Source organism: Herpetosiphon giganteus, from assembly GCF_016907925.1.
GTDB classification, from domain to species: Bacteria; Chloroflexota; Chloroflexia; order Chloroflexales; family Herpetosiphonaceae; genus Herpetosiphon; species Herpetosiphon giganteus.
Map to the genome: position 1 here is coordinate 26,121 of NZ_JAFBCZ010000037.1, position 12,702 is coordinate 38,822.

Consider the following 12,702-nt stretch of genomic DNA (forward strand, 5'->3'; position numbering starts at 1 on the left):
GCACCTCAATACAAGTGACAAGCCACAAAATGGCCTGGTTCAACTTCGCGTAGGCTTGGCTGTTGCAGTGGACATGGGGCAAAGGCCTTGGAACAGCGTGGGTGGAAACGGCAACCGCTTGGTGGTTCGAGCATATTTGGCGGCGAACCAGGAATCCCAGTTAGGGTTTCCTTGGGGCCAACCAAGGCTGGGAACGAGGCCATCAAGCCTTGGGTATAGGGATGCAGCGGCTTGTTGAATAGCTCATGAGCATTGGTGGTTTCGACAATCTCACCAGCGTACATCACGCCGATGCGGTCGGAAAACTCAACCATCAGCGATAAGTCGTGGGTGATGAACAAAATCGAGAAACCAAGCTCTTTTTTGAGATACTCGATTTGCTGCATAATATCTTTTTGGACGACCACATCGAGCGCGGTGGTTGGCTCGTCCATAATCATCAATTGTGGTTTGAGCGCAAGCGCGACCGCAATCACCACCCGTTGGCGCATCCCGCCGGAAAGCTGATGCGGATAATCATCAACCCGATTGCGATCAATCCCCACAATATCGAGCAATTCGGCAGCTCGATCTTTGGCTTGTTGCTTGGTGGTTTTGGGCTGATGGCGCTGAATCACATCGGCAATTTGTTCGCCAACGGTCAAAACGGGGTTGAGGGCGTTCATGGCGCTCTGAAACACCATCGAAACATCACGCCAACGGAAGGCTTCGAGGCCATCCATATCCATTTCGAGCACATCGTCGCCATCGAACAGCACATTGCCACCAGTAATCACCGCGGGCGAGTGCAAAATACGCATAATCGCGTGGGCGATCGTCGATTTACCGCTGCCCGATTCGCCAGCAAGGCCAAACACTTCACCTTGGCCGATGCTGAACGAAACGTGCGAAACCGCTTGAACAGGCCCGCGCAAGGTCTGGTATTCGACCGAAAGATCCTGAACATCGAGCAACGGCTCAGCCGCACTACTTGCGGACGACTGGGGTGACAAGGACGTTGGCACGGTTGCGCTTGCCATGAGTAGTCTCCTTTTCGGCACGTAAGCGAGGGTTGGTAATTTCGTCGAGGGCATAGTTAAGCATGGTCAAGGCAAAGGCACACAAGGCAATACAAATGCCGACTGGAACGAATGTCCACCACGCGCCAGTCAAAATGCCGGCATTATTTTGCGCCCAGTAGAGCATCGTGCCCCAGCTGGTCGTGCCAACATCGGTCAAGCCAAGGAAGGCCAAACCAACATCAGCGCCAATCGCATAGACCGTCGAACCAACCATGCTGCCCACAAACACCGAGGACATATTTGGCAAGACTTCGCTAAACAAAATTCGCGGTGTGCGTTCACCGCTGACGACTGAGGCCGCGATAAAATCTTTGGCCCGCAGCGAAAGCACTTGCGAACGCATCACGCGGGCAGGCCAGGCCCAACCAGTGAGCGTCAAAACCATCACCACCGTCACTGGCCCCGGCTTGAGAAAGGCCGCGAGAATAACCAGCAACGGCATGCCCGGGATAATCAACATCACATTGGTCAACAGCGACAGCAGATCATCGACCCAGCCGCCAAGATAGCCAGCTGTGAGACCGATAATTGTGCCCACAATTGTTGAGGCGATGCCAACGCTAAGGCCAACGCTGAGCGATAAGCGTGCACCCCAGATTAGCTGGCGAAAGACATCTTGGCCTTGGCCAGTTGTACCGAGTAAGAAGGTTTTGCCACCAGGAGCGGGCTTATCAGCGACCCACGCCGGAGCTAAGTGAGCACGGCTTTCCATCTTCTTGGGGTTGCCTGGGGCAATCCATGGTGCTAGTAAGGCCACCATAATGAAGAAAAACAGAATGCTTACGCCAAGCATGGCTTTGCGATTGCGCACAAAAGCCCGTAGCAAGGGCCAGCGAGCGAGCCAAGGCCGAGCGATTTTGGTTGCTTCGCTGGACTTTGAGACCAAGGTTTTTTCAGGGGTTGCTTGCATGGCACTACTCCTAACGTCGAGTGCGTGGGTCGAGCCACACATACAAAATGTCAACCAAGAAATTGGCTCCAAGCACCGCAAAGGTAATCATCAAAAACAAACCCTGCATCAATGGATAATCCAAGTTGCGCACTGCTTGCAACAACAAATAGCCCAAACCTGGATACGCAAAGATGATTTCGGTCAGCAAGGAGCCGCTGAGCACAAAGCCAAGCGCCATGCCAAACGAAGTAACGTTGGGCAACAAGGCGTTGCGGGCTGCATAACTAAACATGATCCGTTTTTGCGATAAACCCTTGGCCTGCGCCATGGTGATGTAATCCTCGGAGAGAATCCCGACCATCGTATTGCGCATGCCAAGCATCCAACCGCCGATCGAAGCCAGCACAATACAGCTTGCTGGCAAAATCATGTGCGTAACCACGCTTTTTATAAAGGTGAGGCTGCCCCAATTGACCGATAGCGCATCGCTATAGGCGTGGCGTAAGGGGAACCAGCCTGCTTGAAAGGCAAGGAAATACAGCGCAAGCATCGCCAAAAAGAAGTAGGGGAATGCGCCGATGAAGGTCAATAGTGGTGGAGCGACTGAATCGAGAATACCGTTACGCCGCCAAGCGCCGATAATTCCCAACACATTACCGAAGAAAAAGCTAATCACGGTGGCTAAACCAGCCAGCAAAATCGTCCACATAAAGCCAGTAGCAATCACAGTTGTAACTGGTGCCGGAAAGAAGTTGATTGAGATGCCGAACTCTCCGCGACTCAAACTCTTCAAATAGGTGAAATATTGTTCGAGCAAAGGGGCATCGCTTAGGCCATAAGCTTTGCGCAGCGAATCGATTTCTTCAGGGCGGAGTTTGCCTTGAAAACGGGCGAAGATGGCAGAGGCTGGGTCACCAGGCATAAGCCGTGGCAGGTAGAAATTGACGGTAAGCGAGACCCAAGCCGCGACCGCGTAAAAGCCCAGCCGTCGCAACAAGAAACGCATGGTTCTTCCTTTCAGGGTTTCGCGCCTGGGTCGGGTTGGTGCTGGAGCCATAATGGCTCCAGCACACGACCAAACCAGACACTGCTTATTTTGGTTTGATGTTGGTCAAGAGGATCAAGCGGTCGGGTTGGGCGAACGATGAAAGCAAGACATATGGGTTTTCGGCGGTTGGGAAGTTGGTAAAGCGTTTGGTGTTGTACTCGCCCCAGTAGATGTTTGGCATAATTGGAATAGCTGGAGCTTCTTGAACGAAGATCATCTGAATTTCGTTCATAATTTTCTTTTGTTCGGCTGGGTCTGAGGTTTTGACAAATTGTGAGTACAATTCATCGACCTTTGGATTGCCATAGCGGTGCCAGTTGTCGCCGTTGGCTTCGCCAACAGGAGTATCGGCGGTTTCGCCCGACATCAAGCCGCGATAGAATTGCAATGGCGTTGGGGCATTGTTGCTCCAGCCAATCGACATATCAAACTCGCCCTTTTGGACTTTATCGAACCAAGCGCTAAAGTCGTAGGTGCGGGTGGTGGCGTTGATGCCAATTTCCTTCAAGCTTTCAGCAATGATTTGGTCGGCGGTTACCCAGTCGGTCCAGCCTGAAACCACGTTGATGTCGTAGGTCATTGGCTTGCCATCTGGCAACACGCGGATGCCATCAGCACCACGGGTCAAGCCAGCTTCATCCAACATTTTGTTGGCTTTTTCAACATCGAATTTGACCCAATCGCCAGCAGCAACAGCTTCAGGATTTTTCCAATCAGCAAATGAATCGGGCAAACCGGTTGCATCTGATGGTGAGTTGTAGCTGTAGGTAGCGATTTCGGTAATTTGTTGGCGATCAAAGCCCATGCTGATTGCTTTGCGCACGTTGGGATCGTTGAACGGAGCCTTGGTGGTGTTCAACAGCAACATCACTGGCGCATTGACTGGTGGGAACCAGTAGTGGTTGTTTTCTGGATCTTTGGCGACATAGGTATTTTCAACATCAGGAATGAAGTTGCTGGCCAAGTCGTTTTCGCCATTGATCGTTGCCAAGTTGGCAGCATCGTTGCTTGGGTAGGCTGGTTGGCGAATGCCATCGATGTATGGCTTGCCAGCTTGCCAGTAGTTTGGATTCTTGCCAAGCTCCCAAATTTGGTCTTGGAAGCGCACGATTTCGGTGAATGGGCCGCTGGCCACAGGAGTTTCGTTGGTGAAGGTCACAGGATCAGCGATCTTGCTCCAAATATGTTCTGGCACAATCATTTGATGGCCAATATCATACATGGCGATGGTTGAAACTTCTTTGAACTTCACGACAACTTTGTTGCCATCGGCAGTAACCGTATCGATGAAACGCATTGCAGCGCGGCCATTGCCTTGCAGCTTTTCGTTATCTTTCATCAAGTTGAGGGTGTAGACAACATCTTTTGAAGTCAAAGCTTCGCCGTCTGACCATTTTACGCCATCGCGGATGGTGAAGGTCAACTCGGTGTTATCGCTATTCCAAGCCCATTCGGTGGCGAGCCATGGCTCAATTTTGCCGGTTGCAATGTTATAAATAAACATTGGTTCGTAGATGCCGGCGGCGGTTGGCCAACGGTTATCGCTGGCAAATGGGTTGAAGTTGCGCACCCAAGTTGATTGTTGTTGGTCAGAAACCGTCAAAAATACTTTGCCATCGCTGCTCGTGGAACCGGTATCTGTGGTTGCCGCAGCAGTTGGTTCGGCGGTTGCATCGGTGCTGCCGGTGGCAGGAGCTTCTGTTGCAGTAGCGGCTGGAGCGGTTGTGCTTTGTCCTTGAGTTGCTTGTGGCGTGAGGGTTGACGCATCACCACATGCGGCCAACATGCTGGTAAAGATAATAACCAGCATCATCAACGCAGGAAACCGTAGCTTCATGGTGGATACCCTTTCTGTATGCGATAGATCGTTCTATCCACACACCCGCGCTGGTCGGTGGGCCCTACTTTCCAGGCGGGCGACAACTTTGTCGCGTTACACGTTCCGAGGAACGTCGCACGATTGGCGAATGATCAAGGTGGTTGGCAAAATGCTACGCTCAATCGGTTGCTCAGGATTATTCATCCGCACGAGCAACATTCGAACAGCTTCGCGCCCTAGTTGTTCTAATGGCTGGGCGACCGTCGTCAGTGGCGGTGCTACCTGCGAGGCTTGCGCAATGTTGTCAAAGCCAATCACCGAGATGTCACTTGGAATCCGCAATCCGGCATCGCGAACTGCTTCCATCACCCCAAAGGCCATAACATCGTTCGAGGCAAAAATTGCTGTTGGCGGTTCTGGTAGCCGCAACAAGCTTTGCGCTCCACTATAGCCTCCTGGTTGATAGAACGTCCCCTCATAAACCAATTGCGGATCGACAGGCAAGCCATGGTCACGCAAGGCTGCTTGATAGCCACTCAGGCGATCTTGCGAGCTGAGCATGTCCATCATGCCTGTGATAAAGCCAATCCGTCGATGACCAAGCTCAATCAGGTAGCGCGTGGCATCATAGCCACCTTGCCAATTCGTCGTAATTACGACTGGCGTGCGCTCATCAAGCCCTTGATGATCGATCAGGACATAGGGAAACTGGGTTTGATCAAGGGTTTCTAAGTAGGCTTCGAGGTTTTCTGGTAAAACCAACAGCAGCCCATCGGTCATCCCTTGGATCAAATTGTTGACGTAAATCCGTTCTTTGATTTTGCGGCGATGGGTAGTGTAGAGCATCAAGTTGTATTGCGCTGCACTCAGTGCATCATCAATACCTTTGACGATTTCGCCCATATAGCTTGAGCCAAGATCACGCACCAACAACCCAACTGCGTATGAACGCCCGCCAGCCAAACTTCTGGCCTGCTGGTTGACGACATAGCCCAAGCTTGTAATCGCTTTCAACACACGTTCACGGGTATCCGATTTAACATATTCTTTGTTATTGACTACCCGCGAAACTGTTGCATACGATACCCCGGCCTCACGCGCCACATCCATAATCGTGGTGCTGCTTAGGCCATTGCCGTTACTACGGCGGCTCCGGGGTGTTTTGAGGGTTTGGGTTGCTTGGTCGAGTTTCTTGCTCATTGCGTTGTGCGCCTTTGCATCTGCGAACCAGATTGTGATTGTAAGCACTTACAGAAATGTTGTGGGGTTTTGCACCTAGAGAGGCTTGTTTGGGTTTTTATTTATGCAAACGCTTACAGAAAAAGATTGTAAACCATGGGCTGCACTTCGTCAAGTGGCTAGAAAATGTCACTATGTAGGTAGGGAACTGGCTACAGGCGATGGGCGATGGGCTATCGGGAATTGGATTGGCAACCATGTCCCCTCACCCCCCAGCCCCCTCTCCCACTGGACGCGGGCGAGGGGGAGCACCCAGGTTCACCACGCAGAGCGACAGAACCACGCGATGAAAGCCCCTCGCCCGCCACGTGGGAGAGGGGTTGGGGTGAGGGGATCAGGCGGTTGTTAACCTGATGTACCAGTACAGCTATGAGCTATCGGAACAAGTATTGGAATTTCAAACAATCCCCGATAGCCCATAGCCATTCTTCGTGCTCTTCGTGAATCAATTGCTTGGGCAGTATGTTCTATGCTCTTTGTTCTATGTTCTCTGCTTGGCCAAATCCGTCCGCTGATTGGCACGATCGAGCCTTGTAGCCACGATTGCTGCCAGCTATGCTTATGGCCAGATCGTTGTTATAAACCAATTTGAGGATGCAGTATGACTGAGATTAGCAGGCCAATTTATGTGTTGCTGTTGCCAGCTGTGCAATTGCTCGATTGCGCTGGACCAAGCCAAGTATTTCACGAAGCAAGCTTGCAAGGCGCAGGCTATCAATTACAGTTTTGTGGTATAGATTCTAGCGTCGTTAGCGCCCAAGGTTTAGTGCTGCAAACCCAATCGGGCTTAGCAACATTACAGCCTGAGGCAACAATTTTAATTCCAGGGGTGCAACTTGATGCCTATGCAAACCAAGCGCAGCCAATCGATCCTGCGATCATTCATTGGCTGCAAACTGCGGCCACGCTTGGTTGCCGAATCGCGGCAATTTGTAGTGGAGCATTTGTGCTGGGCGAGGCTGGTCTGCTCGATCAGCGCGCATGTACCACCCATTGGTCTGCGATTGAACTCTTGCAGCAGCGCTACCCCAAAGCCAATGTTCGAGCCAATGTGTTATACATTCAAGCTGGGCAAATTATCACTAGCGCAGGCATCAGCACAGGGATCGATTTGGCGCTTGCGCTGGTTGAGCAAGATTATGGCTCATTAATTGTCGCCAAAATTGCCCGTCAATTAGTGCTGTATTTGCGGCGCAGCGGCCAACAAGCTCAACACAGCATCTATTTGCAATATCGCAATCATCTGCATCTCGGGGTGCATCGTGCCCAAGATTATTTGGCTGAGCACGTTAGCGACGCAATTAGCCTCGAACAATTGGCCGAAATTGCCAAACTCAGCGTGCGTTCGCTCAATCGAGCGTTTCGTGCAAGCATTGGCCTAACCCCAATTGGCTATCAGCAACAGCTGCGGCTCGAACTTGCTGCGACCTTACTCAATAATCCGGCTTGGAGCATTGAGCAGGTTGCGCAAGAGGTAGGCTTTAGTGATGCGCGCCATTTTCGGCGGCTTTGGCAGCGCAATTTTGGCACAACGCCCACGCAACATCGCCATCATCAGGAGTCAGTTTCATGTTAAAACGTCTTTTGCGCAGCATGAGCTACTTGCTGCTCGCCTGCCTGCCATTAGCACTTGCCGCCAGCGTTGGCAGCTATTACTCAATGCAAATTGCCATGAGTATGCGCAATAATAACCCCAACATTCAAATACAACCAAAGCACCACGATGCCCAAAAACCTACTACGCTGATAGTGCTAGGCAATACAGTCAGCGAAATTACCGATGTGCTCGCGCCCTATGCCTTATTAGCCAAAACTGGCCTGTACAATTTGTATATTGTCGCTGAAACAACGAGTTTGCGTAGCTTGAGCGGTGGACTGGATGTGCTGCCTGATCACTCGTTTGCGAGCGTAGCGGCGCTGCTTGATCAACCGCCAGCGCTGATTATCGTGCCAGCAATTACCGAGATTCAAGCTCACGAAAATCAGCCAGTTTTGGCATGGCTACGCCAACAACGCCAGTCAGCCAGCGTATTAATGGCGTGGTGCACTGGCGCTGAAGTTCTGGCCGAAAGCGGCTTGCTTGATGGATTGCCTGCCACGGCACATTGGGCCGATCTTGCTCGTTTGGCGCAGCGTTATCCACAGGTACAATGGCAAAGCAATCAACGTTATGTCGATACAAATCAGCAAATCATCACCACGGCTGGGCTAACCTCAGGGATTGATGCAACTCTGTATTTTTTGCAAAAAACCCATGGTTCAGTAGTGATCCAACAACTTGGCCAAGCAATTAATTATGCAGATCAGCGTTATCTTGCAAGCGCTACCATGCAAGCCTATCGCATTGCATCAAGCGATAGCGTGTATCTGCTAAATGCAGCATTCTATTGGCCTAAACAGACCATGGGCATTTGGCTTGAGCAGGGAATTGACGAGCTAGCGCTAGCGGCGTTTTTTGATGTTTATACTGGTTCGTGGGTCTATGATTTTCGTACAATTGCTGCTGAGCCAAGCATTCGTTCAGCCCATGGCGTGCAATTGATTCCACGCTTTCAGGCTGATGCAGCCCCGACAATTGATAGTTTGCTCAGCTTTGGGGCAAATCAACCAGCCAAAACATGGGCGCAACAGCATAACATCGGCTATGAACGCATCGATTTGGCGCAAAATAGCAATTATTTTGGCTTGGCACTTGGCCGATTTGCGACAGATCAAGATCAAGCAAGTGCACGTTTTGCCGCCAAACGCACGGAATATCGCCAGCCATTAGCCTTGCGGGGCGCAAGTTGGCCGTGGCGAACACTAGGATGGATAGGAATTTGGCTTGGGGTTGGCTTGGGGGCGTGCTACGGACGGTGGCGGATCAGCAAGCGCAAATCCGCCACCACGAAAACTTAATTAGGCTAAAACTTCCAATGGTTGCACTGCATTGGCCTTGACCACGCGGCTATACCAGTGGGCGCTGGCCTTGGGAATCCGTTCTTGGGTTTCGTAATTGACCCAAACCACGCCGAAGCGTTGGCTATAGCCCTTGGCCCATTCAAAGTTATCCATCAACGACCAAACGAAATAGCCAGCCAAGGGCACGCCAGCGGCGATTGCATCGGAGCAAACGCTCAAGTGATCGTGCAAATACTGAGTGCGGCGGGTGTCGTTGACTTCACCATTGGCATCAGGGCCATCGTTGTAGCTAGCACCATTTTCAGTCACATAAATTTTGCCTGGGTTGTAGGCAAATGCCAAGCGCTTGAGCAAATCGCCTAAGCCTTGAGGATAAACTTCCCAGCCAATATCAGTGTATTCCGAATCCAGTTTGGGTGCGGTGCCAGTTTTGGGATCGTGAAGCACAGCGCGGCTGTAGTAGTTTACGCCCAAGAAATCGGTGGTTGCGGCCATGGCCTTGTAATCGCCGTCTTGGACGAAATCGAGGCCATTGGGCAAATAACCAAGCTCAGTGTAATCGCGCACCATATCGGCGGGATACTCGCGGCCATACACTGGGTCGAGGAACCAGCGATTGAAGAAGCCATCGAAATGGCGGGTGGCATTAAGATCTTCGGTGCTGCGCGAGGCAGGCATGGCTGGCGTAAAGTTCAGGGTAATCCCAACGCTTGCTTGGGGAACGTTGCGCCGAATCACATCGACGGCCCAGCCGTGGGAAAGCAACAAGTGGTGGCTGGCCTTGAGGCCATCGTTCCAATTTTTGCGGCCTGGAGCATGTTCGCCATTTTGGTAGCCGAGCAAACCAGCGCACCATGGCTCGTTATGGGTAATCCAATCCTTGACCGTATCGCCCAAAGCGCGGCTAACCGCATCGGCGTATTCGACAAAGGCTTCAGCGGTGGCGCGCACTGGCCAGCCGCCTTGCTCTTCGAGAATTTGGGGCAAATCCCAGTGATAGAGCGTTACAAATGGCCGAATATTATGTTGCAAAAGTTCATCAACCAAGCGTCGATAGAAATCCAAGCCTGCCTGATTGACCGCACCGCGTCCGTTTGGCAAGACGCGCGGCCAAGCCACCGAAAAACGATAGGCTTGCAAGCCCAAACGTGCCATCAAAGCTACGTCATCACGATAGCGATTGTAATGGTCGCAGGCAATATCACCATTTGATTGATCAAGAATAGCGCCAGGTTGTTTGCAAAAACGATCCCAAATTGATTCGCTACGGCCATCGGCAAACGCAGCGCCCTCAATTTGATACGACGATGTAGCGGAACCCCAGAGGAAATCGGAAGGAAAAGCACGCTGAGTCATGCCGGAGTACTCCTTACAGACATGCAGTGTCTGCATACTCTAGCCGCATTGCCCCACGCCCGCTATTGTACGGTAGGTTGCGACGCTTGGCAATGGGCTTTTTTGCTTGATTTCGCTTAAAACCACGTTTGGAACCGGTTTCAGAGCGTATCTTAGCAGATTCAGCCTCTTTTCACAACAATCGCATGAGCAAGATGATTAAATCATGCTAGCACTTGGGCGAATATGTTTTATTGGCGAACAAACTGATTGAAGCAAAGATTTTGTGTTAAGCGCAATCGTTTTTGTTGCTCACATTCGTGCTAATCAATTGTCAATTCGATTGATCGGATTCATGCCTATGTGATTGTTTCGCCACCCTTCCGTCCCGCCTCTAGGCGGGAGACGCAGGGGGTTTCGCGCGAGGGGTCGGGGGTCAGGGGCTAGGGATCGGAAGCCCGTGCTGTGCCAACCATCTGTTGCCAACCCCAATGATTTTCCGCTAGCTGCACGCCAAAATTGATGCTATTAGTGCTTCGTGTTCTTCGCGGTTACACAACGCCCAATCCCCGATCCCCAATAACTGATCCCTAATCATCGTTTCGCCACCCTTCCGTCCCGCCTCCAGGCGGGAGACGCAGGAGGTTTTCAGCCCCCTGCACCCCCAAATGTTTCTCCGTGGACTGTTTTGCGCTATCTGCACGTCAAAATTTTCCTTTCCGCTGTTTAACGCAGCGGCGCAGAGCAACCGAAGGATGAGGGATGAATCCAAGAGCCAATAGCCAATAGCCAATAGCCCCAGCTTCGTGTTCTTCGCGATCTTCGCGGTTGCTTGGTTCCCGATCCCTGACCCCTAGCCCCTAACACCTGACCCCTGATAAAAATCGCAAATCTCGGTGAGTGGGCAGCGCTCGCAGGCTGGGCGTTGGGCATGGCAAATTTGGCGGCCATGGAGCAAGACACTGACATGAAACTGGTACATTTGATCGTCAGGCACAACTGCTTCTAGCAAATCGTGCGCTGCATCTGCCGAAACTTTGGGGCCGATCATGCCAATGCGTTTGGCCACGCGATGAATATGAGTATCGACGATCATGGCTGGCTGGTTGCAGGCAAAACAGAGCACGCAGCCAGCAGTTTTGGGGCCAATGCCAGGCAAGGCCGTCAACCAAGCACGCGCCTCGTGAAGGCTCAAATCGCGCAAAAAATCGAGGCTAAATTCACCGCGTTGCTCTAAAATGACAGCCAAGGTATTTTGAATGCGGGCCGCTTTGATTTTGGCCAAGCCGCCAACCCGAATCGTCTCCTCAAGCTCGCTTGCTTCGGCGTTGAGCACTGCGGCCCAGCTTGGATAACGTCCTTTGAGTTCGCGAAAGGCCCGCCCACTATTGCGATCAGAGGTATTTTGCGAAAGAATCGTTAAAACCAATTCATCAAGCGGATCGCGTTGGGTGTGTAGCACCCGTGGCCCAAAGCGTTCGCGCAAAATCTGCAAAGTTTGCAGCACTTTCTCAGGGTTAACCATTTCTATTCCTTCTGGGTTGCAATTGGCCGCAAAGCCGAGCGGCGCATCACCATTTAATAACGATGAATCAGCATGGAGCTTAATCATTATATCGTGTTTGTAGAGCAAACTTTACTGCAAAAAATTATCTCCCATCATTGACGATTAATTTAACTAGCGCATGGTTCATTGCAAGCGGTTCCATGCTATGATGACATGTGCCGCAGGCAACAACACAAGGAGCAAGATTGGCATGACACCCAAACGACCAGGATTTAGTGTGTGTGTGTTCTGTGGTTCGCGCAATGGAGCGCAGCCCGACTATAGCAATGCTGCTAGGGAACTTGGAATCGCGACCGCGCAACGTGGGTTCGGTTTAGTCTATGGTGGTTCTTCAAATGGCTTGATGGGCATCTTGGCGAATAGCGCGCTCGAAGCTGGCGGCTATGTCGAGGGCATTATTCCCGATGGCCTGTTTTTAAAAGAAGTTGCCCACCCCCGTTTATCGCAACGCTTTGTTGTGCGCAGTATGCACGAACGCAAAGCAATGATGGCCGAACGCTCAAACGCCTTTATCGCGCTTCCCGGTGGTTTAGGCACGTTCGAGGAATTATTTGAGATTTTAACCTGGGCCCAGCTTGGCATTCACGCCAAACCAATTGTGGTCTGGAATGTCCAAGGCTATTACGACCCGCTGCTGACATTCATCGAAGCGGCGGTCAGCCAAGGCTTTGTGGCTCCAGAACATCGGCGCTTTATCTCAATTCGCACAACGCTTGATGAAGTGCTCCACGATGTGACCAATTTCAAAGCGCCAACCAGCATTGCCAAATGGCTCGAACGCGATGAATTGTAAACCCACCTCGCAATTACCCCACGCTGCTTAAAAATGCAACTAGGGGC

At 51.6% G+C, this 12,702-nt stretch carries 10 protein-coding genes; 3 read left to right on the top strand and 7 right to left on the bottom strand.

The features are described from left to right. Positions 1–5: 5 nt before the first annotated feature. The 5 genes from JOD20_RS23220 to JOD20_RS23240 all read right to left on the bottom strand — a co-directional run bounded on the left by JOD20_RS23220 (position 6) and on the right by JOD20_RS23240 (position 6,020). Positions 6–1,019 (bottom strand): ABC transporter ATP-binding protein, encoded by a 1,014-nt coding sequence (locus tag JOD20_RS23220; RefSeq protein ID WP_110518377.1) that lies wholly within the window; start codon positions 1,017–1,019, stop codon positions 6–8. Further along, a complete protein-coding gene (locus tag JOD20_RS23225) occupies positions 967–1,971 on the bottom strand; it encodes an ABC transporter permease (RefSeq protein ID WP_204757561.1) in 1,005 nt (334 codons plus the stop codon). Before JOD20_RS23225 ends, JOD20_RS23220 begins: the two co-directional genes overlap by 53 nt. Before the next feature lie 10 nt (positions 1,972–1,981). Continuing rightward, the gene (locus JOD20_RS23230; protein ID WP_204757562.1) at positions 1,982–2,959 is read right to left on the bottom strand and encodes an ABC transporter permease; all 978 of its coding nucleotides are present in this window, start codon (positions 2,957–2,959) and stop codon (positions 1,982–1,984) included. A gap of 85 nt (positions 2,960–3,044) precedes the next feature. Continuing rightward, positions 3,045–4,838: an ABC transporter substrate-binding protein gene (locus tag JOD20_RS23235; RefSeq protein WP_204757563.1), complete on the bottom strand. Its 1,794-nt coding sequence runs from the start codon at positions 4,836–4,838 to the stop codon at positions 3,045–3,047. A gap of 96 nt (positions 4,839–4,934) precedes the next feature. Then, positions 4,935–6,020, bottom strand: a complete 1,086-nt coding sequence (locus JOD20_RS23240; protein WP_204757564.1) for a LacI family DNA-binding transcriptional regulator — start codon at positions 6,018–6,020, stop codon at positions 4,935–4,937. A 640-nt stretch (positions 6,021–6,660) separates the two neighbouring features. Here JOD20_RS23240 and JOD20_RS23245 point away from each other — a divergent pair. Together JOD20_RS23245 and JOD20_RS23250 are read left to right on the top strand one after the other, a co-directional pair. Then, a complete protein-coding gene (locus JOD20_RS23245; RefSeq protein WP_204757565.1) occupies positions 6,661–7,635 on the top strand; it encodes a GlxA family transcriptional regulator in 975 nt (324 codons plus the stop codon). Next, on the top strand, positions 7,629–8,957 hold the full coding sequence (locus JOD20_RS23250) for a DJ-1/PfpI family protein (protein WP_204757566.1): 1,329 nt from the start codon (positions 7,629–7,631) through the stop codon (positions 8,955–8,957). The genes JOD20_RS23245 and JOD20_RS23250 overlap by 7 nt, the downstream gene beginning before the upstream one ends. Here JOD20_RS23250 and JOD20_RS23255 read toward each other — a convergent pair whose 3' ends face one another. Next, the gene (locus JOD20_RS23255) at positions 8,958–10,316 is read right to left on the bottom strand and encodes a GH1 family beta-glucosidase (RefSeq protein ID WP_204757567.1); all 1,359 of its coding nucleotides are present in this window, start codon (positions 10,314–10,316) and stop codon (positions 8,958–8,960) included. 832 nt (positions 10,317–11,148) lie between these two features. Next, the gene (locus JOD20_RS23260; protein WP_204757568.1) at positions 11,149–11,820 is read right to left on the bottom strand and encodes an endonuclease III domain-containing protein; all 672 of its coding nucleotides are present in this window, start codon (positions 11,818–11,820) and stop codon (positions 11,149–11,151) included. A 232-nt stretch (positions 11,821–12,052) separates the two neighbouring features. On the opposite strand from JOD20_RS23260, the gene JOD20_RS23265 reads away from it, so the two are divergent. After that, positions 12,053–12,655, top strand: a complete 603-nt coding sequence (locus tag JOD20_RS23265; protein ID WP_204757569.1) for an LOG family protein — start codon at positions 12,053–12,055, stop codon at positions 12,653–12,655. Positions 12,656–12,702: the final 47 nt, after the last annotated feature.